15 protein-coding genes are annotated in these 23,282 nt (G+C 37.7%); 4 read left to right on the forward strand and 11 right to left on the reverse strand.

Annotation, left to right across the window (positions count from 1 at the left end; genetic code table 11):
* Positions 1–104 precede the first annotated feature (104 nt).
* The 7 genes from H4J38_RS05695 to H4J38_RS05725 all read right to left on the reverse strand — a co-directional run bounded on the left by H4J38_RS05695 (position 105) and on the right by H4J38_RS05725 (position 10,310).
* Entirely contained in the window at positions 105–1,451 is a 1,347-nt protein-coding gene (locus tag H4J38_RS05695; protein WP_182130803.1) for a CmpA/NrtA family ABC transporter substrate-binding protein, read from the reverse strand.
* A 391-nt stretch (positions 1,452–1,842) separates the two neighbouring features.
* Positions 1,843–2,928 (reverse strand): CmpA/NrtA family ABC transporter substrate-binding protein, encoded by a 1,086-nt coding sequence (locus H4J38_RS05700; protein ID WP_182130409.1) that lies wholly within the window; start codon positions 2,926–2,928, stop codon positions 1,843–1,845.
* A 42-nt stretch (positions 2,929–2,970) separates the two neighbouring features.
* Positions 2,971–3,606 (reverse strand): ANTAR domain-containing response regulator, encoded by a 636-nt coding sequence (locus tag H4J38_RS05705; RefSeq protein WP_220465451.1) that lies wholly within the window; start codon positions 3,604–3,606, stop codon positions 2,971–2,973.
* Positions 3,607–3,924: 318 nt separating this feature from the next.
* A complete protein-coding gene (nirD, locus tag H4J38_RS05710; RefSeq protein ID WP_182130411.1) occupies positions 3,925–4,260 on the reverse strand; it encodes a nitrite reductase small subunit NirD in 336 nt (111 codons plus the stop codon).
* A 31-nt stretch (positions 4,261–4,291) separates the two neighbouring features.
* Complete coding sequence (gene nirB, locus H4J38_RS05715) at positions 4,292–6,835, reverse strand: nitrite reductase large subunit NirB (protein ID WP_182130413.1); 2,544 nt, start codon at positions 6,833–6,835, stop codon at positions 4,292–4,294.
* Positions 6,836–7,058: 223 nt separating this feature from the next.
* On the reverse strand, positions 7,059–8,831 hold the full coding sequence (locus tag H4J38_RS05720) for a bifunctional protein-serine/threonine kinase/phosphatase (RefSeq protein ID WP_182130415.1): 1,773 nt from the start codon (positions 8,829–8,831) through the stop codon (positions 7,059–7,061).
* Between the two features lie 6 nt (positions 8,832–8,837).
* Positions 8,838–10,310 carry a NarK family nitrate/nitrite MFS transporter gene (locus tag H4J38_RS05725; protein WP_182130417.1) on the reverse strand — a complete coding sequence of 491 codons (1,473 nt, stop codon included), beginning with the start codon at positions 10,308–10,310 and terminating at the stop codon, positions 8,838–8,840.
* A 691-nt stretch (positions 10,311–11,001) separates the two neighbouring features.
* Between H4J38_RS05725 and H4J38_RS05730 the strand changes: the two genes are divergently transcribed.
* Both H4J38_RS05730 and H4J38_RS05735 read left to right on the forward strand, forming a co-directional pair.
* Positions 11,002–12,357 carry an NAD(P)/FAD-dependent oxidoreductase gene (locus H4J38_RS05730; RefSeq protein WP_182130418.1) on the forward strand — a complete coding sequence of 452 codons (1,356 nt, stop codon included), beginning with the start codon at positions 11,002–11,004 and terminating at the stop codon, positions 12,355–12,357.
* Positions 12,358–12,500: 143 nt separating this feature from the next.
* The gene (locus H4J38_RS05735) at positions 12,501–15,215 is read left to right on the forward strand and encodes a nitrate reductase (RefSeq protein ID WP_182130420.1); all 2,715 of its coding nucleotides are present in this window, start codon (positions 12,501–12,503) and stop codon (positions 15,213–15,215) included.
* A gap of 105 nt (positions 15,216–15,320) precedes the next feature.
* Here H4J38_RS05735 and H4J38_RS05740 read toward each other — a convergent pair whose 3' ends face one another.
* Together H4J38_RS05740 and H4J38_RS05745 are read right to left on the reverse strand one after the other, a co-directional pair.
* Complete coding sequence (locus tag H4J38_RS05740) at positions 15,321–16,067, reverse strand: DUF4197 domain-containing protein (protein ID WP_182130422.1); 747 nt, start codon at positions 16,065–16,067, stop codon at positions 15,321–15,323.
* 60 nt (positions 16,068–16,127) lie between these two features.
* On the reverse strand, positions 16,128–18,068 hold the full coding sequence (locus H4J38_RS05745) for an AsmA family protein (protein ID WP_182130424.1): 1,941 nt from the start codon (positions 18,066–18,068) through the stop codon (positions 16,128–16,130).
* Between the two features lie 704 nt (positions 18,069–18,772).
* Here H4J38_RS05745 and H4J38_RS05750 point away from each other — a divergent pair.
* Together H4J38_RS05750 and H4J38_RS17145 are read left to right on the forward strand one after the other, a co-directional pair.
* A complete protein-coding gene (locus tag H4J38_RS05750) occupies positions 18,773–19,495 on the forward strand; it encodes an ABC transporter substrate-binding protein (RefSeq protein WP_220465452.1) in 723 nt (240 codons plus the stop codon).
* 103 nt (positions 19,496–19,598) lie between these two features.
* Positions 19,599–19,826, forward strand: a complete 228-nt coding sequence (locus H4J38_RS17145; protein ID WP_259365410.1) for a M48 family metalloprotease — start codon at positions 19,599–19,601, stop codon at positions 19,824–19,826.
* 303 nt (positions 19,827–20,129) lie between these two features.
* Here the strand turns inward: H4J38_RS17145 and speB are convergent, their stop codons facing one another.
* Together speB and speA are read right to left on the reverse strand one after the other, a co-directional pair.
* Positions 20,130–21,056, reverse strand: a complete 927-nt coding sequence (gene speB, locus H4J38_RS05760) for an agmatinase (RefSeq protein WP_182130809.1) — start codon at positions 21,054–21,056, stop codon at positions 20,130–20,132.
* Between the two features lie 11 nt (positions 21,057–21,067).
* Positions 21,068–22,978: a biosynthetic arginine decarboxylase gene (gene speA, locus H4J38_RS05765; RefSeq protein WP_182130427.1), complete on the reverse strand. Its 1,911-nt coding sequence runs from the start codon at positions 22,976–22,978 to the stop codon at positions 21,068–21,070.
* Positions 22,979–23,282: the final 304 nt, after the last annotated feature.

Here is a 23,282-nt window from a genome sequence, read left to right on the forward strand (position 1 = left end):
TTTTTGCTAATTACAGCAGTCATTTTTGTTCTCCTATATGCGTCACCTATGTATAGGCAACGCATTACTACTTACCAAAGTTCGGGGTAAAGCACGACAACGTTCTAAAGTTTATCACCAGCTTTTAAGCCAATTTTAAACTTGTTGATATAGGCGTTTGGCTGAGTTCCGTCATAAACAATATTGTCAATAAAGTGTTTTTGAGGAGCACGGAAACCGTCTTCGCCGACTAAGTCTGAAAAGTCGCTTTTAGATAATATTTTGTCATCAACTAATGATTGCGCTGCAGCCATGTAAATATCAGGGCGGTAAACTTTTGCAGCAATATCTTTGTACCAACTATCAGGCATGTCATCGCTAATTTGTCCCCAACGACGCATTTGTGTTAAATACCAAATAGCATCTGAGTAGAACGGGTAAGTGGCGTTATAACGAAAGAATACGTTGAAGTCAGGCACTGAACGCACATCGCCTTTTTCGTACTCGAAGGTACCTGTCATACTGTTTGCTATAACGTCGTAATCAGCACCAACATAGTTCGATTGAGATAAAATTTTCACTGCTTCTGGACGGTTAGCATTGTTGTTTTCGTCTAACCATTTTGCTGCACGAATGAGAGCACGTGTTAAGCGAATGGTAGTATTTGGGTATTTCTCAGCAAAGGCTTTAGTAATGCCAAATACTTTTTCTGGGTTGTTCTTCCAAATTTCATAATCGGTAACGACTGGTACACCGATACCTTTGAATACGGCTTGTTGGTTCCAAGGTTCACCTACACAATAACCATAAATAGTGCCGGCTTCCATTGTGGCTGGCATTTGTGGCGGAGGCGTTACTGACAACAGCACTTGCGCGTCAATTTTTCCTGATGTATCACCTTTATGCGGGGCATAGAATCCCGGATGAATATCACCAGCCGCTAACCAATAACGTAATTCATAGTTATGTGTCGACACTGGAAATACCATACCCATGTTGAAAGGTTTACCTTCATCAAGATACTTTTCTACAACAGGTTTTAAGGCATCAGCTTTAATAGGATGAACAGGTCTTCCATCGGCTTGCTTAGGAATATTTACCTTCATTTGTTTCCAAATTTCATTAGAAACAGTAATGGCATTGCCATTTAAGTCCATTGAAAAAGGCGTGATGATTTCAGCTTTAGTCCCGTAACCAATAGTTGCTGCAATTGGTTGGCCAGCAAGCATGTGAGCACCGTCTAATCGACCATCTATAACGCCATCAAGCAATACTTTCCAGTTAGCTTGTGATTCAATCGTGACGTATAAGCCTTCATCTTCAAAAAATCCTTTCTCATAAGCAATAGCGATAGGGGCCATATCAGTTAATTTAATAAAACCAAATTTAAGTTCTTCTTTTTCTGGGTAGCCTAGCTCTGCTGCTTGTAAAGACGAAGTCAGTAGGGAGCCAGAAATACATAGTCCTGCAATAACAGTACGGCATAATTTTTTACATTCATTTTTTAAAGTTGTTTTCAAAATACCTTTCTCCAAATAAAAAATCCCACAGTACTTTGGATACAATCCGAGTACTGTGGGCTTCAATGCCAAACTAATAATGACTACGTCGTTGCAGTGCGATTAGTTTTAACGAAATAAGTTTTTAGTCAATTTTCACTTTATGGTTAAAACAACCGCTGTTGATTGAATTAACATGAAAACGCTATTAACTATAAAGCACAATTAGTGCCATCTATTAATTGCATTTAAAATCAGTGATTTACTTTGTTTTATGTTTTTTTGATTAAATACTTTGCTCCAACAGTGAGAAGTGTTTGCACTATTTTGGTGTCTATATAGAGCTGCAGGTAGATACTCCACTTTAGTAAAGGCTCTTCTTATCCTTATATATTACAGCTTGATAAATATCTTCCCTGTAGATCGAAGCAATGTCTAGATCCGTTATTTGTTGTGTGTTTATGTGCCCACACGCTTGCATTAATTTGGCAATGTTTTCACCGTAATGATGTGCTGGCTTATTGAATGTGGGATCACCTAAGGTTGAAAATTGTTGATAGCTTTCTACTTTACGTGGTGATGTATTGTTAAGGGTTAGGCAACTCCCCATTAATGAAGGCGCAATTACGTCGATATGTGTGTCTAAATACTTTGCACGACTCAAGAACCTCGCTGCTTCAAAGCGATTGGGAATATTTTCAAGCCATTGGCATGCTTCATATAAAGCAGATACTAAGGCAAATGTTGTTTCTGGGTGCTTAACTTGCCAATCAGACATTAACCCAAGTACCTTCTCAGGTGAATCTTCCCATAAGTCAGAAGAAGTAACACCTGTGATGCCAACACCTTCTCGAACCGCTTTAGCATTCCAAGGGCTACCCACGCAAAAGCCATCAAGATCACCTGAATGCATAGAAGGCACCATGTCTGAAGGAGGGACAATTAATAAATTAATTTCTGATGGGCTAATGTCACTATTTTTTAGCCATTCAATAAGTTGATAATAGTGACAGCTGTAAGGAAAAACGACAGCTAAGGTTAATTTATTACCTCCTCTTTTTCGTTCATCTATTTCATGCTTAAGTATGTTGGCCGAAAACGGCATACTGAGTGCATTCGTATCATGTTGTGATAATATTTTTTGATAGAGTTTAGTCGATAACGTGATGCCATTACCGTTACGGCTCAATATCATTGGGGAAATTACGGTTGATTTTTGTCCGTGTAAGCCTATGTTACTGGCAATGGGCATAGGGGCTAACATTTGGGCGGCGTCAATAACTCCGCTATGCAATTTATCTCTTAATGTGGCCCAAGAATTTTGTTTAGTTAGGTTAACGTTAAGTCCCCATTTTTCAAAAATTCCCATTTCATGAGCAATGACTAAGGGGGCACTATCTGTTAATGGCATAAAGCCTAGGGTAATATTTTTCTTTTCAATACTAAACATGATTTATAGTCTCTATAATGCCTTAAAACGCTTTTGAATTATCTAAAAAATGCTGGCGACAGAGAGGATGTTTTTGGCAACATCATCCATTTTCTGGCTGTTATCCATCGCTATTTTGCGAATGAAGTGATACGCATCTATTTCAGACAGTTGCTTTGTTTCCATTAACCAGCGTTTAGCTTTATCGATGTTTTTCTGACTGGACAGTTTTTGTTTAGTGTCAGCAAGTTCTTGTTTTAGTCCTTGAAAAAGGTCAAATCTCGCAATGGCAACATCAATGATCGACTTCACTCTTACTTGGTCAACTTCTCCAACAACATAAGCACTAACCCCCGAATTAACCATTTGATTAATCGTTGTATTGGTATTTTGTTGTTCTGAAAAAACCACGATAGGTTTAGGGGCGAATTGGGATATTTGATTGAGATTTTCAAGCATATCTCTATTAGGAGATTCTATATCTATAATAATGACATCAGGGTTAAGCTGCTTAACATCTCTTAGCAAAGGTACGCCAGAATGAGCAATATGATAAATGTCATATTGTCCATTAGTCAGTACGCTCATTAATGCCTTTGCTTTTACATGGTTAATTTCTGCAAGTAATACTTTTAACCCTGAAGGAGCATCTTGAATTAGTGTGTTTTTTTTAGGTGAAGATAACGTATTTTTTTTCAATTTATTCCAATCAAAATCAATAATTCAATCTACTTTTAATAATAAGGCAGAATTCGTGCCAGTAAATCAATTTGCTTAATATCAATGCCTTAGTTGTTATTTTTAATTTTATTAACTGACTTTTATTAGTTTGTGATGCAAGGGTGCACCAAAATAACCTGTTCAAGGACTGAATTGATTTATGCTTATGAACGAAGGCGCTTTATGACACTTTATATGCGAGTAACCTTACGCGTGAATCCAATGATGAATGATTAAAAATAATCCCAACTTAGTCCACTAAGCTGGGATTATTAACAAAAACATACAGTGAAGTATCTAACCTAATATTTCTAATTTTCCGTCGCTAACACGTGTTTCATAAGTTTTAATGGCAAAGGCATCATCATCTAAACATGCACCAGAATTTAAACAAAAACGTTGTTTTAATAAGGGTGAAGCAACGTAAACGCCACCTTTAGTTTCGCCAATTAAACCGCGATATAAAACGTTCGCTTTCCCACATGGGTCAAAGTTAGAAACGGCATAAAAGGTGTCGTTGCCTACTTGAAATAAGGCAACTTGTTCTTCGTTTGCAAGTAAAGCACAAACACCTGAATTTTTTATTAAATCACTTGTTGGGCAGATGGTTTGCCACGTATTTTTTGTTGTCATTTTACTTTCCTTCCTTATTCGTAAACGTTACTTATGCAGGTGTTACATCAACAGCTTGAATTTGAACGCCGTATTTTTTCTCTTCACCCTGCGCTGGACGAATTTGATCACGCTCAGTAACGAATTCGATGTTGCCATCAACTGTGTCAGAGTTTACAAATTGACGGAAACGCTTTAATTGCTCTGTACTTTCAATAGTTGTTTTCCACTCACATTGATAGGTATCAACCACATTTTGCATTTGTTTTTCTAATTCAGCATTGATACCTAAATGATCGTCTTTAACTATTTTTTCCATATAAGCTAAACCGCCTTCTAGGTTCTCTAACCAGACAGAAGTACGCGTTAAACGATCTGCTGTACGTACGTAGAACATTAAGTAACGATCAATATATTGAACTAAGGTTTCATCATCTAAGTCAGTAGCGAATAAATCACCATGGCGAGGCTTCATGCCGCCATTACCACTAACGTATAAGTTCCAACCATTTTCAGTGGCGATGACTCCAATATCTTTACTTTGCGCTTCAGCACACTCGCGAGTACAACCTGAGACCGCAAACTTAATTTTATGAGGGGAACGTAAACCTTTGTAGCGATCTTCTAAGAAAATGGCCATTGCCATGCTGTCTTGCTGACCGTATCTGCACCAAGTACTGCCAACACAAGATTTAACGGTACGTAATGACTTACCGTATGCGTGGCCTGTTTCCATACCTGCATCAATTAAGCGTTTCCATATAGCGGGTAATTGGTCAACACGTGCACCGAATAAATCGATACGTTGGCCGCCAGTTACTTTAGTGTAAAGGTTGTATTCTTTCGCGACTTCGCCAATAACAATTAATTTATCCGGTGTTACTTCGCCGCCAGGCATGCGAGGAACAACAGAATAAGTGCCATCTTTTTGCATATTACCTAGGAAGACATCGTTGGTGTCTTGAAGTGATACATGGTCTGGTTTTAATATATAATCGTTCCATACAGAAGCAAGAATAGACGCTGCTGCAGGTTTACAAATTTCACAGCCTAAACCTGAACCGTGCTTTTCTACTAACACGTCAAAGGTTTTAATTTGCTCGGCTTGTACAATGTGAAATAACTCAACACGGCTGTAAGCAAAATGTTCACAAAGATCAGTACTAATTTCAACACCACGTTTTTCTAGTTCGTGATCAGTAACTTTCTTTAATAAGGCAGTACAACCACCGCAACCAGTAGCGGCTTTAGTTGAAGACTTAACTTGACCAACATCAATTGCACCACAATCTATCGCCGCAATAATGTCGCCTTTGGTCACGTTTAAACATGAACAAATGGTGGCTGTATCAGGTAAGGCATCTACGCCTAATGTAGGTTTTTCACCTGAACTTGGTAAAATTAAACCGTCAGGATTTGTGGGTAATTCAATACCATTTAAGGCGTATTGTAATAATGAATCGTATTCGCTGGTATCACCGACTAACACCGCACCTATTAATTCTTTACCGTCTGGGCTAACGACAATTTTTTTATAAATTTGATCAGGTTGGTTTGAGTAAACATAACTTTTGCAACCTTCGGTTCGCGCATGGGCATCGCCAATTGAACCTACGTCCATGCCCATTAACTTCAACTTAGTGCTCATATCAGCACCGGTGAATTGTTGCACACCGCCAATAATGTTATCGGCAGTAACTTTAGCCATGGTGTAACCTGGAGCAACTAAACCGAAGATGAAGTTATTCCATAAAGCACATTCACCAATAGCGTAAATACTGTCGTCAGAGGTTTTACAGTGGTTATCAACCACAATACCGCCGCGTTCGCCAACGGCTAAGTCAAACTCTCGTGCTAAGTTGTCGTATGGGCGAATACCCGCAGAAAATAAAATAACATCAGTTTCTAAATGCGTGCCATCAGCAAAATTCATCCGGTGAACACACTCTTCGCCGTCGACAATCTCGCTAGTTGCTTTTTGGGTATGCACTTGAACGCCAATGCCTTCAATCATTGAACGAAGCAAAGCACCGCCGTCTTTGTCTAATTGAACACCCATCAGTTGTGGAGCAAATTCAACCACGTGTGTTTCTAAGCCTAATTCTTTAAGTGCGTTAGCGGCTTCTAGCCCTAATAAACCACCGCCAACAACTACACCAACTTTGCCGGCTTTAGCTGACGCTTGAATGTCGTCTAAATCTTGAATCGTACGGTAAACCAAACAATGATCACGTTCTTTTCCTGGTATAGGGGGAACAAATGGATACGAACCTGTAGCCATAACAAGCTTGTCGTATGCGTAAGTTTCACCCGTTTCTGTGGTTACCTCTTTCGCAGCTTTATCAATGTGAGTTACTTTTGCGTTGGTAAAAAACTTAACACCAATGTCGTTGTAATATGCTGGCGAAGTCATTGCTAAATCTTCAGCAGTTTTTCCAGAAAAATACTCTGATAAGTGAACACGGTCATAAGCTAAACGATCTTCAGCTGATAATACTGTAATTTCATAGCCTTCATGTTTAGCCATTTCATCAACAAAGTGATGGCCAACCATACCATTACCAACGACGACGATTTTTCGAGGTTGTGTGTTCATATTTTACAATCCTATTGCTTTAAATTAGTGCTTTATTAGCGGAACTAGATAATGACTTAGTGATTGCAATAAACGAACCAGATGTTTTTTGTTATTAAATTCAAAGGAATAGGGTTTTCATTATTAATGGGATAGAGGTTTTGCACTATTGTGAAGAAGTTACCGCACCAAGGGTGTGCGCTATAAGTATGAGTAATAAAGAGATAAGTTACCGTGCGCTGGGTTAGTTGATCAAAGCTACAATTAACCCAATAAACAATAGCGCTGATAATGATTGCCAAAACAAAATGGGGTTACGTTGTAATAAAGGCTGATTTTTATATTCTTCAACTGCGTTAAGTCTTGGGTTGCTTAAATCAGAAAAGAATTCTGAAAATGCTTTATAGCGTAGCTTTGGATCGGCCTCTGTTGCTGTTTTTAAGCTTAAATCTAACCATAACGGTAACTCAGGTCGAAACTGTTTAATACTGCGATATTGCATGTCTTTATAATCTTTAATGGTTACTTCAGCCCTTTGCATTGGTTTGTAAGGCAATTCGCCTGAAAGCATTTCATAACAAATAACGCCCAATGAGAATAGGTCGCTTTGATTATCTGCTTTCATGTGCAGTAAGGTTTCAGGTGCAATATAGTTTAACGATCCGAATGGCACTTCTGCTTTAATTGTTTCTTGATTTTCATCAAGTGACGCAACAAATACAGTGCCATAATCAATCAATTTAATGTGGCTATATTGATCGATCATTATGTTGTCTGGTTTTAAGTCGCGATGTACTAAATCTAATCGTTGAAACGCTCGTAATGCGCTGATAACTTGTTTCACTATATCGCGTACTTGTGCAACGCTTGGTTTAGGGTTGTCATGTAACCATTCACCTAAGGTTTGCCCTTCAAGGTATTCACAGACATGATATAAAAACTGACTGTTTTTTCTGCCAGATAGAACACGCATTACGTTACCATGCTTAATGCGTTCGCCCACCCAAGCTTCACGCATGAAACCTTGCAAATAAATGGCATCGTCTGAAAAATTCAGTGACGGCGCTTTTAAAACATAAGGTTTATCTGTTTCAACATCGACTACAAGATACAAATGTGAGCGAATGCTAGCGTGGATCACTTTTTTAACTATGTAGCCATCCAATTTCTGGCCAACTTTTAAAGCCGGAGGGATCGTCTTTTCACAGAGGTCACGTTGAATTTCGGCTAGTTTACGGTTAGGTACTGCCTTAACATAGACTAATAAACAGGTAACATTGTCATTACTACCGCGCTCAAGTGCAGTTTCAACAATTTTTTTAGAAAGAGCTTCTAAATCAGACTTTTCTGGCGATAACGGTAATGTATCAAAGAGCGCTTTAAAAATAGGTTTTGTTATATAGTCATGAATTCCATCGCAGCTTAGCATGTATAAATCACTCGACTGTAAACCAATTTGATGCACATCAACTTCTAAACGATTGTCGGCACCTAAAGCGCGCGTTAATAAAGCCTGTTGCCCCATTTGCTTACGATTATGATCACGTGTAATGACTTCCAACTGATGATGACGATATTTTGTTATTCGGGTGTCACCAACATGAAAGATATAACCCGTGGTTGATTTGGCAATAAACGCTGAAAAAGTCGTTAGCCATTGTGGAGAATTTTCATCTGCTAAGCCTTCAACAAACCCGCTTTGTGAATATAACCAGTTATTTAAGCTGGTTAATACTTTTGCCGCAGATTTTTGTGTTGACCATGTTTCAGGGGTCGCGAGATACTCTTGAATAAATTGAGTTACCGCAAGTTGCGAAGCCTCAGCAGCTTTATTCGCGCTAGAGAGTCCATCAGCAATGGCCGCAACCGCACCTTTAGCACGTAATTCATGATTTTCAGGTACAATAGCAGCGAAAGCGTCTTGGTTTTCGGCTTTCAAACCTTTAGAAGAAAAACCGCCAATGCACAATTGCAAATCTGCAGCCGTGCTATGGCATGTTTGGGTTTTACTGATCATGTTTTACTAATGACCCACATTAATTAATTCTACAGTGCCATCTTCACGTACTTCGGTAATAGAACCTTTTGGCTCTTCCATAAAGAGTAATGTAGCAAATCCTATCACAGCAGTGCCTGCTATCACCATAAAGAAGGTTGAATAATCAACCATGGTTAATACCGTTAAGTAAACTACTGCGCCGACGTTACCGTAAGCGCCAGTCATACCAGCAATTTGACCAGTTAAACGACGTTTAATTAATGGTACCGCAGCAAATACGGCACCTTCACCCGCTTGCACGAAGAATGAACAAGCCATTGCCGTGACTACCGCTAATGCTAAAGGCCATTCACCCGTGATTTCAGACATGGCGAAATAACCAACTGCTAAACCGGCGGTTAAAATTAATAACGTCTTCTTACGACCATACTTGTCTGATAACCAACCGCCACCAGGACGAGACATTAGGTTCATAAAGGCATAAGTCGACGCTAACATGGCAGCGTAAACCATACTTAATTCGAAGGTTTCAGCGAAAAATAACGGTAACATTGACACAACTGCTAACTCTGAACCAAAAGTCGCAAAATAAAGAATGTTTAAAACCGCTACTTGTCTGAATTTATAACGATGAATTTCTTCAACTGGCTTTGAAAATAAATGACCGTTTACTTTAATGGTTTGTTTTACTTCTATAGCAAATAAAACCACTAAACTAAGGTAAGCAATAATGGCACTTTGTGCTGTTAATAAGCTTACGCCAGCAGGTGATAATTTCCAAGCAAGTAAAGCTAAAGCACCATACATAGGAAGCTTCATAACTAATAACAGAAAGAAATCGCCTGTTGAAGTAACTTCCATAGCGCCTGTTTGTTTAGGTTTAAAGTAGGTTGAACCTTTAGGCGTATCTGTTACGTTTTTATACCAGATAATACTGAAAATTAAGCTTAATGCACCTGTAAAGGCAACCGCGTATCTCCAACCGTCTTCGCCACCAAAAGCTAACGCAAGGGTCGGTAAAGTCATGGCAGCAGCAGCTGATCCAAAATTACCCCAACCACCATAAATACCTTCAGCCGTTCCTAATTCGTTAGCAGGGAACCATTCAGACACCATACGAATACCGATAACAAAACCAGCACCGATAAAGCCTAGTAAGAAGCGAGATAATGCCGCTTGTTCAAAGCTAGTTGCAAAAGCAAACATAAAACAAGGAATGCTGCATACCGCCAGTAATACGGTGAAGGTTAAGCGAGGGCCGTATTTATCGGTAAGCATACCAATGACAACACGTGCCGGAATGGTTAACGCTACATTTAATAGCATTAATGTTTTTATTTCAGCATTCGTTAACCCTAGTGAGTCAGCAATTACTGACACTAAAGGGGCAAAGTTAAACCAAACAGCAAAAGTAATGAAAAACGCTATCCAACTCATATGTAAGGTTTTCATCTTACCTTTGAATGAAAATATATTGAGACTATCTTGACCGCTCATGCGACAACTCCTAAAAATTAAAATTTGGTTTCTTTATTAACGGATGACATTTTTCTTGGCTGTTAATAATAAAAATGAGTTTTCTATTAAAGTAGTAGTACGAATAACTTTATTGAACAGTGAACTGCAAATGTAATGCCATTCGCATGCTAATCCTCTATCTTTATGATTTAATTGGTTTTAGCCTGTTTTTTATGCGGGAAGATAACTGTGATTTGTTTTTTATGCACAATACAATAACGATTACGCACACATTGAGTGCATAAAAAATAATAAATAGTCACAGCACTATTTAAAACAGCATCATTTAAGCAAAAGTTAGTCGTAACGGATAAATTAATACACTCGGCAAAGACTAGATGAAATAAATAAATTAGGGAGAAGAGGGGAGGTGGAAATTTATGCTCACTAGTAAATTAAAAACTAATGATACAAACACCGCTTTTGAATATAACACTGCAACCAAGCACCAGAAGAGTGCAAAAATCTCAATAAAATAAGCGTCATTTATCATTTTTTTATTATATTTTTACATTAAATCCTTTTAATACAATGAAGTAAAACTAAATAAAATATCCAAAAGTACATGGCACATTATCTGCATTTTGCTGTATAGATAAAGTTAAGTAGCGATGTGGATAACATTCTCACATTCACAAACAGCATAACTTCCACAAACGTGAGCAGTACAATGGCCAATACCGCAAACCCAAGAGCTGATATGTTAAAAAATCAGCAATGTGAATCGATTACTCAGATCAAACCATCTTTGGTGATCATTGGTAACGGTATGGCGACAGGTCGGTTATTAGATGAAATAATTAAACGCACACCCAATAAATATCAAATTACCGTGATCGGTAAAGAACACTTTGGTAGTTACAATCGTATTATGTTATCTGCCGTTTTAGCAGGTGATGCCACAATCGATAGCATTATGCAAAAACCACCTGCATGGTACAAACAGCATAATATTAATCTCTTAAGTGGCAGTGAAGTTACTTATATAGACAACAAAACTAAGGTCGTGACATTAGCCTCAGATGTGCAGATTCATTACGACGAACTCATCATAGCTACGGGATCACGTACCGCTAAAATACCCGCTAAAAATCAAAATATTGCAGGTATATTCAATTTTCGCAATATTTCAGACACAGAAAAAATTCAAGCCTTTGCTAAACAAGCCGGTTCAAACTCAAAACAAGCCATTGTGATTGGTGGTGGTTTACTCGGGCTAGAGGCGGCTTACGGTTTAGCGCTTAGTGGTGTGGAAGTTACGTTAGTTCACCGTAATAAATGGCTGCTTAACCGGCAGTTAGATAAAGTTGCAGGCTTTATGCTGCAAAGTATCATGGAACAAAAAAATATTAAGTTTGCTTTAGGCCATGAAGTGGCTGCTTTTGAAAGCATAATTGCGACTAACGCCGAAATAACATCAGAAGATAGCTCAGAAATACTATCAGGTGTTAGGTTAACTAGCGGTGAGTTTATTAGCGCACAAATTGCCGTTATCGCAACGGGTATTACGCCGAATAAAGAATTAGCTGAAACCGCTAACATTGACTTTAACCGTGCGATTTTAGTCAACAATTATATGCAAACGAGTGATGCCGCAATTAGCGCTTTAGGTGAGTGTTGTGAACATAATCACGCTACCTTTGGTTTGGTTGACCCTATTTGGGCACAATGTATTACGCTTGCTGAACGTTTATGCAACAACGTCCAAAAGCCATTTCAAAACGCACCCGTACCAACCAAATTGAAAGTTTCAGGCGTACAGCTCTTTTCAGCTGGCGATGTTGAAGTGTCAGAGGGGAGCCAATGTTTTACCTTATTGGATAACAAAGCACTTATTTACCGTAAGATCATCGTTAAAAACGGCAAAATAAGCGGTATTGTTCTATTTGGTGATGTTAGCTCAGGCATGGCTTACTTCGAGTTAATGCAGCAACAAATAATCGTGAATACTATGATGCCAGAACTACTGATTGGCGATGAATTTGTAACAACTATAGAAGATGAACAAAAAGTCAGTATTGCTTAGCGTTGACTTTGCCTTCGTTCAGCTCGAAGAAGGCTAAACTCGACTTTTTCATTCATTAAATAGCTTAATTTAAAATTTTATCAACTAGCACTTTCCTAATGAAAGTTAATATTAACTATCGTTAGTTAACGTTTGAGAAATTCATGAACGACATTATTTTTACCGATAAACAATCTCCAACTTCAATAACTGGTCAAACAATCAGTAAAACAAATTGCCCATATTGTGGCGTTGGCTGCGGTATTGAAGCTACTGTCGAAAACAATAAAGTCATTGCCGTAAAAGGTAATGCAGAACACCCAGCTAACTTAGGACGTTTATGTGTAAAAGGGTCTTCACTTCATGAAACACAAGGTTTGCAGAATCGAATTTTAAGTCCTCGTATTCAGGGTGAAAATGTGAGTTGGGATGAAGCAACATCAACGGTTGCTAAACACTTTCAAGAAACAATAGCGAAATATGGCCCTGACTCTGTCGCCTTTTATTTATCCGGCCAGTTACTTACTGAAGATTATTATGTCGCCAATAAGTTAATGAAAGGCTTTATTGGTTCAGGTAACGTCGATACCAATTCTCGCTTATGTATGGCTTCAGCAAGTACTGCTCACAAACGTGCTTTTGGCGAAGATGTAGTTGCAGGCTGTTATGACGATTTAGACTCAGCCAATGCTGTTTTTATTATCGGAGCTAACCCCGCTTATGCACATCCTATTGTTTATCAGCGCATGATTAAAGCGCGAGAAGAAAACCCAACTCGTAAAATAGTGGTTATTGACCCACGCAGAACCGCTTCAGCCAAAGATGCTGATTTACATTTAGCGATAAAACCCGGCAGCGATGCCTATTTTTATAACGGCTTATTAATGTATTTAGCCGAACAAGGTAAATTAGATAAAGATTACATCGCAAAACATTGCCATGGCTTCGAACAAACATTACAAACGGCACAAAGCCAATTTTCTGATATTTCAGCCGTTGCAACCGCTTGTGACATTGAGCTTTCATTATTACTTGAGAGCTACCAAATTTTTGCTGAAACTGACAACGTGGTGACTTTTTTCTCGCAAGGTATCAATCAGTCATCAACCGGTGTAGATAAAGGTAATGCTATTATTAACTGTCATTTAGCGACAGGAAAAATAGGGCGAGAGGGCGCAGGTGCCTTTTCAATTACCGGACAACCGAATGCTATGGGAGGCCGTGAAGTTGGCGGTTTATCAACTCAACTTGCTGCGCATTTACATTTTGAAAACTCAAATGAAATAGCATTAGTTCAACGCTTTTGGCAAGCCCCCAACATTGCTACTAAGCAAGGCTTAAAAGCGGTTGATATGTTTGACGCGGTAGATTCAGGAAAAATTAAAGCCATTTGGATCATGGCAACTAATCCTGTGGTAAGTATGCCAAATGCTAACCTTGTTAAACGAGCTTTAGAAAAATGCCCAATGGTTGTGGTGAGTGAATGTTATGAAAATACGGATACGATAAATTATGCTGATGTCGTATTACCCGCAAGTACGTGGGGCGAAAAGCAAGGTTCTGTCACTAATTCAGATAGAACAATATCTGTGCATCAAAGTATGATAAAAGCCCCTGGTGAAGCAAAAAATGATTGGCAAATAATTACAGATGTTGCACACAAGTTAGGTTTCAAAGATGCCTTTAATTATCAGCACCCTGTTGACATATTTAGAGAGCATGCGGCATTGTCAGGCTTCGAAAACAGTCATCCTCTTGCTGAAAAAAGAGATAAAAATGATATTTATCGTATATTTGATATTTCAGCCTTAGCCAATATTTCACAAAAAAATTACGAAAACTTTATACCCACTAAATGGCCAATTAATACGGAGAATCCAAACGGATTAAAGCGTATTTTCACTGATGGTGTTTTTGCTACAAAAAACCAAAAAGCGAATTTCATTCCGATTATTGCACAGTTACCAAAAATATTACCTGATAAAACCCAAGTGGTCATGAACTCGGGTAGAATTCGTGATCAATGGCATACTATGACGAGAACGGGCCGTGTCGCTAAGTTAATGACTCATTCTGACGAGCCATACATTGCAGTAAATCCTGATGACGCCCAACGTTTTCAATTAGCTGACAAACAACTCGCCGTACTTTCAAATTTGGGCGCTGAATATATTGGTCGAGTGAACATTACTAACGAACAACGGACCGGCGAAATTTTTGTACCTATCCATTGGAACGATAACTTTTCAGCTTCTGCCCGTGCATCGGCACTGGTTAACCCAATAACCGACTCTCTTTGCGGGCAGCCGGAATTTAAGCACAGCCCCGTTAACATTAAGTCGTTCAATTCAGTATGGTCGGGTTACTTAATTTCTTCACAAGCAGTTAATTGCTCAACAACTTACTGGAGTAAAATTCAGCTTAAGCAAGGTCACAAATATTTATTATCTGATCAGCAAGAATTAGGCGATGATGAAACTATTTTAGCCAATATATATCCACAAATTGATGATTGGATAGTATTAAAAGATGCTCAACAAAATGTATTACGTATTGCGGGTTTTATTGATAACAAGTTACATTGTTTTTTTGCTGCAAGCACCGATTTAACCCTGAAATTTAATAGCCGCTTTATTGAAGATCAATTAAATAAAACACATACTATAAAAACCCGTTTCAAATTAATGTCAGGTATAGATAGTGATGGTAAAGGTGACGTGGGTGATATGATTTGTTCGTGTTTTCAAGTTGGTGAAAAAACCATAAAACAAGCGCTTAAATCAGGGCAATGTAAATCTGTAGCAAGCTTAGGTGAGAAATTGCAATGTGGTACTAACTGCGGTTCTTGTATTCCTGAATTGAAAACATTTTTCACCTAAAAAATACCATTCAATAGTAAGTAAACTATTCAGAGTATGAAGTAAGCTGTTTATTTTAATTTATTGCTGTCACTTAAATTTCCAAACATACTTACCTTGACGCAGTTATTTAGAAAATACTTTCTTGAGTAGTTCAGTAGTTCGTTTTTCTGGATTCTCACGAATAGCCGCTTCTTCTTTGGCTAAATATTCAAATATGCCTGACAACGCTTGGGTTTTAACTAATTCAATTAAATCACTACTTATATCAGGAACAAATGGCAACGATTGATATTCTGATATTATTTTGTCGTATAAGGTTAATGCGCCTACATCAGCTAAGCTTTGTTTTATGATGGGATCCATTGCTTGTGCGATTGGACCTGACATTTGTGCTTTAAAATATTGTGTTGCTGCATCGCTTTCACCGTTATAGATTGTTTGAATATCGACCAGTGTTAAGTTGTTTATTGCGTTTGATATAATAGGGCCTGCTGCAGGTATCGCTTTTTCTGCCGCCTCGTTCAACTTAGCTTCAAGTTCATCCGTCCATTGTCCCATGCCTATTTTATCTAATATTTTCCCAGCACTGGCCAATGCTGGTGGTAAATCGATATGCAAGTTTGGATTATCAGCAAATGCACCACTTTGTTGTAAGGTTTTTATTACTGATTCTGAACCAACAGACAGTGCTTGTTTAAGCGCTTTAGCTATTTGCTCGTCACTTAGCACTAGCTGAGTAACATTATCCTCACCGGAGAGCAATTTTTTCGCCTTGTCCCACCAGCTATCTTGAGCAATAGCGGGTGAAAGGAGCAATATTGAACACAGGGTAATAACAGAAATTTTAGCGTGTTTTTTAGTGTTTTTCATAATTGTTTTTTCCAAGTTAAGCCACCAACATTGATGATTAGTTTCTGACAAGATAGCTATTTAGCCCAAAAGTCCTTTTAGCTTGTCTTTGAGCTTATCTTTTACTTTGTCTTTTACTTTATCTTTTACTTTATCTTTGGTTCCTGAACTAACATCGGGGCGTATTTTAATGTTATGAAATGGCCCCGTAATTTTTATCGGGATCACAACACCAGAGTCACTAATTTCTGCAGCTTGCCCTTGAGTTGACGCCACTATTTTTGATTTTATTTGCAGGTTAACTTTGGTTTCAGGCAAATTTATATCACCGGTACCCGATATTCTGATAAAAGGGTTATTCAAAGATAAATTATCAGTATTAGCCACACCATTATTAAGCTTGAATTTACCGGTTAAGGCAGCAAAATCTGTTTTATCAGCGTTGCTAAAGTCACTATCCAAACTGACCGCAGATAAGTTACCTTGCATAATACTGCTGGCGCTCTTGGCAATAGCAGCTAAATTTACGCCTTTAACAGCACCATCAATAAAGTTAATGTCAATGTGACCATTAAGTTGCTTTATGAAGTCACGTTGGCTAATGCCTTTGGTTGATAGATCCCATGTTAATTGTCCTTTGCCCAATAATTTATCAAAGCCAACTGCATCGTTAAGTAACGGCTCTGCATTAATATTGGCTAAATCAAATTTAGTGGTTATTTGGTAAGGTTTTTTATTGGCATTAACCTTAATCGCGCCACTTCCACTACCTTCATAACCCTGAAAGCTTTTCAATTGCACATCAGCAATACCTTTATTTAAGGCCACTGCTATCTCATTTTTACCCAGTTTAATATCTCGTACTAATAGCTGAGTCGATTTGATTAATATGTCGGCATTTAATGAAGCCAGAGCTGATAAATCAAGCGCAGTATCATCCCAGATAATAGGTTGACTAGCCGTATCGTCCGGCGGTGTTTCTTCTAAGCTTGGCTCAGGTAAATAAGGGTTAAGGTCGAGTATGCCTAAATCGATATTACTGGTGATTTTCAGTGGCGTAGATAAGGTAATGGCTGTTGAGCCTTTAAACTTCAATGCGTCTAAGTTAACCGTTAATTGATCAAGGTTGAGTTTATCGTTAGCAAAGCGCATATTAGTACTAAATGAAAATTTATTAAAAGCTTCATCTTTCGCCACTAATGCGATGTTCTGCCAGTCTAATAACTGTTTAACAGAGTCTCCTGAAACCGATAATTCACCACTTAGTTCTTTGCCTTGTTGTACTACTTTACCTTGATAATTTAACTTAACTAACGCAGATGTTAAGTCTAATTCGACTGAAAATGGTTGGTTATTAATAGCTTTTGCTGGAGTGGTAATACTTGATTTAATTTCAAGTACTTGCGCCATATATCGGACACTGCCTGACAGATTAAGTGGTTGTCGTAAAGAAGGAAGTTTTACCGCTAAATTTAACTGATCAATTACTTTAGTTTCTTTACTTTGGTGATTGATAAAAGTGAGCTTGCCACCATTAATTTCTACTTGACCAAGACTGATATCAAAAGCTTCAGGTAAAGTAATTTTGTCATCATTAGTTGGCGACTTTTCAGTTGTTTTTTCTGTGCCAGCCAAAGGTGAGAACTGCCAGTTGACCGTACCATCGATATTTTTTTCTAGCAGAATATTTGGATTGTTAAGAATAAACTTTTCAATGGCTAACTCACCAGAGAATACTGAAAACCAAGGGATATGGATCAGTAATTCGCTAATACTTGCCATATCTGGTTTAGAGCCGCCTTCAACATTAGAAAAATGCACGTCGTTGAGCGCTAATGACAACGAAGGGAATACACTTAGACTTTGTTCGCCATTAACCGTTAACGTTCTACCTGTCGATTGCTCTACTTTAGTACTTACTTGATTAAATATATCCTCAGTCGATATTAATTGCGTTGCAACCACAATTAATAAAACAATGATAAATATAATTATTGCGACGGATTTTAAGAAAATTTTCATAGCTGCACTTAATTAACAAAAGTTAATGTCTACTATAGTAAATAAGTACAATTAATTCATTGAATTGGAACAAAATCTAAATAGATGTTCTTTTTATAAAGAGCTATGACAAAGTTAGAGGGCTTAAACTAGCCTCATTAAGTATGTGGTCTTGTTGTTTGCAGAAGCAAAATATCAAGGTAACGCTCATGAGTACCAGATAATCAATCACCTTCTGAGGATAGCTATTACTGAAGCAAACTCATTACATGAAGCTATGAAACAATGTGTCTCAGCTCCTTTATGTAATGAGTTCGTGAAAATCAGTTTATAAATTGATGTTATTAGTTTTATTAAAAGGCAAACGTAGTCGATTTAATAACACTCAAAAAAGCTGCGGATAAGCCAAGATTGAGCTATTTGAATTCAAATCCGACAAAGCTGATTTTGCCTGCTATAACTTAGCTAAATATACATTGGCTTTGCATATGCAATGGCAACGTGAAGGACTATTTACTTTTTAGTCAAAGTCTATTTTTAAATATTCTTGGTCATTGTGATACGAAAGCAACCGTTTCATTAATTGATTTTTATGGTATTAAGCCTATGGCTACTGGGATATTTTCAGGACGCTGCACCCTTTTAACAGCGAGATAAAAGGGGCTATTATTTTAGGGTTCTTTAGTCTAATATTTATTGAGGATATATTTGATAAAATAGAAGTAGTGTTGAAGATTCTAATCGTAATATTTTTAATATTGTTCAATATGCCCACTTCTCATGCTGGCAACGAGAAAATTATTGCTTGTATTGACGATTACCCTCCTTACCAAGTCTTTGGAGAAGTTCCTTATGGCTCGCACATCACAGCACTTAATCAGTTAGCTAAAATATTAAAAAAGCAACTTCACTTTATCGAAGCACCAAATTTTTCACGTTGTGTGATAATGCTAAAACTTGGACAAGTCGATGTAGTTGTGGGGTTAAATCAAAATAAAGAAAGAGATGAATTTGCTTTTTACGCGCCTTATAAACTAGAAGATGATCATGTATTTATTTCATCAAAAAAAAATGCAATTTATCACTATAGTGATCTTCAAGGAAAAATCATTGGCGTACCTCGTGGCACGACCTATTTTGAAAAATTTGATAATGATACATCATTAGAAAAAATATCAATTCAGAGTGTTAATATTGGTATTCAACTATTATTAAAAGATCGTATTGATGTCATTATCACATCAATATTTGTCGCTGATTTATTGTTAGATGAATTAGCAAGAGAGCGTTTACAAACGACAACTATAAAACGAAGTCATTATAAGCGTTTTATATCATTTTTTGGTTTTAGTAAAAAAAATCGGTTAAATTTAACCGAAGAAAAAATAATTGCACTGACTACTGCTGCATTTGAACAAGGCGTTTTCAAAGTTCAAACCACTCAATAAAATAAAAATTTCGAATGTTATATTAATATTAGGTATTGGGTATTACTGCCTATCATGCGGATTGCTTTTTATTACTAAACCATATCATAGGATCAGTAATCCTTTGTTACCTCACCATAACAGTAACTCACAATCTACAGGGGCATTGTTTGTTTTAGAAATGCTCTTGGGTGTGTTTGCCAGTACGATTTTTGCTTGGTTTTCTCGAAAAAGAGAATTCCGTGCAGATATCGGTGGTGCTCAATTGGCAGGTACTGCTGCGATGCAAGTTATTCAATTAATTGAATTAGCACAATTAACTAGTAATCAAGAAAATAATAAAAGTAAGTAACGCGACATAAATCTGTGAGCTCCCTCAGGAGCTGCTCCTAGATTACAAGCGCGCTGCCTATGCAGATTGTATACTTTTATTGATATTTATTGATAACGGGCAGCGCAGAATATGAGGACTTTGGCATGATCTATAACTTAGCTTTTTAACTTTGGTGCTAGTCGTTCAATTAATTTAAGTTCAGCTTTACTAACACATGATCGTGTCTGACTTGAAAGTTAAATTGCATCACAGTGGGATAAGTAGCAAGTTCGTAAGTTATTTACGATAACTTACGAACACTAAAATGGAGATTTGAGTAGTTTAGGTCAGCTTATGTTTCACAGTCCACAGGTGTGCTAGTTCTAAAGCAATAGTCGCAGCTGCTAAGGCGGTAACTTCACTATTGTCGTACGCCGGTGCTACTTCAACTACATCCATGCCAACGATATTAATGCCTGCTAAAGCGCGTAAAATCTTTAGTACCTTATCTGTAGATAAACCGCCACATACCGGAGTGCCTGTCCCCGGCGCAAAGGCAGGGTCTAAGCAATCAATATCAAAGGTTAAGTAAACTGGCATATCGCCGACGCTGTGTTTAATTAATGTGCTGATCTCATTAACACTCATATCATTGGCTTGCATGGCGTTGATAACAGAAAAGCCATGATCTTTCTCTTGGTAATTCGTACGAATACCCACTTGAATAGACTTATCTTTGTCAATAAGATTTTCTTTCGGCGCATGATAAAACATAGTGCCGTGGTCATAACAACTGCCGTTGTTGTACGTATCGGTATGGGCATCGAAGTGAATCAGTGCCATTGTGCCAAACTTTTTCGCATGAGCGCGCAGTATTGGTAAGGTAACAAAATGATCACCACCCAAGGATAAAACGGTTTTACCTGACGAAAGTATTTGGTCAACCGCTGTTTCAACCTGTTGACAAAAGTGTGCGGCATCGCCCGGTGAAAAAACCAAGTCACCAGCATCTATTATTTTACAGTGCTTTAATAAGTTAAAATGCCACGGAAATCGCTTGCCTTCCCACGCTAAATTCACTGACGCTTGCCTAATAGCTGTAGGTCCCATTCGGGCGCCTGAGCGCCCAGTTGTAGCCATATCAAATGGCAAACCTAATACCACGATGTCTGCTGATGACTCAATTGGATTTTGCCCCAAAGGCTGACGTAAAAATGTCATCGCATTAGAGTAAAGTGAATCATCAACTTGATTGAATATGTTTTTCATCATAATTACCTTTAAAGATCTTCAAGGTAGGTGTAGCCTTTAAGGCCATCAACTAACTCTTTAAAAATTTCTTCACCTTCATTTTTAGGTAATCTAGCCTCTATAAGCTCGGCATAAGTTTGTTGAAATAGTTTTGCATCTAAATGTACATAATTCAACATGTCTTCAACCGTATCACCTTCATTAATTTCAGTTATTTCTGCTTCACCGTCATCATTTAGAAATACTACCGCACTGTGTGTGTCGCCGAATAAGTTATGCATATCGCCTAAAATTTCTTGATAAGCACCCACTAAGAAAAAGCCTAATAAATAAGGTTCATCTTCGGTCCATGCCGGCACTGGTAGTGTGCTTTCAATGCCTTGACCATCAACGTAATGGTTAATAATTCCATCTGAATCACAAGTAATGTCTAATAACACAGCTCTTTTTTCATGTGATTTATGCAAGTTAGTTAATGGTAAAATCGGAAAAACCTGATCTATTCCCCACGAATCGGGTAAAGATTGAAATAAAGAAAAATTAACAAAAAATTTATCGGCAAGTTTTTCAGATAAATCATCAATGATTGGTCGATGAAAACGATTTTTACTGTCCATTAATTGGTTTAATTCATAACAAATACGCAGGTTAACTTGCTCTGACCAAGCGCGTTGAGTTAAATTTAATAATCCCATAGAAAATTGGCTATGTACTTCAGCCAAGTCACTTTGAGTGTCATGATAAATTTCAATAAGCGCGCGGTCATCTTGTCGATCTTTTAATTGCTCTAACGAACGCCACATATTATTTAAAAGCACAGATTCTTCACGTAAAGGCGCGATTATGTTTTCTGGCTCATAAGATTCCGTACCAATGACATTAGAAATAAGTACGGCATGATGTGCTGTTAATGCTCTACCAGACTCTGAAATAATCATCGGCATAGGTTGATCGTAGCTTTTACAGATATCACCAATGGTATTAACAATATTATTTGCGTACTCTGCTAAACTATAGTTCATGGAGTTATGTGACTGGCTGCGTGTACCATCATAGTCTATGGCCAAACCGCCACCAACATCCATACATGAAATGCCCGCACCAAGATGGCGAAGCTCACAATAAAAACGTGCGGCTTCACTAACGCCTAATCTCACATCTCTTATATTAGCTATTTGTGAGCCTAAGTGAAAATGAACTAACTTTAATGTATCAAGCATATTTTCTTCTTTAAGTACTTTAACAACGTTAAGTACTTGTGAGGCTGATAAACCAAACTTTGATTTTTCACCACCACTTGCTTGCCACTTCCCTTTACCTTGAGAAGCCAAACGCACACGTATGCCTAAACGAGGCTCAACATTCAATTTTTTCGCTTCGGTTAAAATCATCGTCAGTTCAGACATTTTTTCTAAAACAATATGAACTTTATGTCCTAACTTTTCGCCGATTAACGCTAAACGCACATATTCGCGGTCTTTGTAACCATTACAAACAATAACAGATGAAACCTTTTGAGCCATCGCCAAAACAGCGAGTAATTCAGCTTTACTACCAGCTTCAAGACCTAGCTGGGTATATTCTTTGTTATGTTGGCTAGCTAAAATTTCATCCACAACTTCGCGCTGTTGATTAACCTTAATAGGATAAACCAGTAAATATTTATGCTGATAATCATATGCCTCTATCGCATTATTAAAAGCTTCACATAAACTGTGAATGCGATGATGGATTATTTGCGGAAATCGAACTAAAGCAGGCAAAGTTAAGCCTTTAGCTTCAATCATTTTAGCAATGGTAGTTAAATCTACCGTGTGATTTTGATTATCAAACTTAGGCGCAACATATACGTTACCTGTATCGTTGATACCGAAATAGCCCTGACTCCAATGACGTACATTGTAATGTGTACGTGCGTGATCAAGATTATCTTTATTCATTGGTGTTCCTTTAGCCTTTTTATTTAATAACAGAAAGGGAGTTTATCGTGGGTAATGGGGCGCGAATTAGAAGTTAACAGCGGCTTAATGTCCAACAAAAAAAATAACATTTGATGACAATTATTATTGATTAATCACTGGTATTTAAATAGCTCTTGAAAACTATAGGTTATCTTTTATTTATCATTATGCATTTTTTTTGACAAAGTACAGACAATCAACAGTCGAGGAAAGCGAGCCATAATGTACTCCTTTACATTTACTTGGTATTAAAAGTGTAATTAATAATTTCATTTATACAACT

The organism is Colwellia sp. BRX10-3 (assembly GCF_014077505.1).
Taxonomy (GTDB): domain Bacteria; phylum Pseudomonadota; class Gammaproteobacteria; order Enterobacterales; family Alteromonadaceae; genus Cognaticolwellia.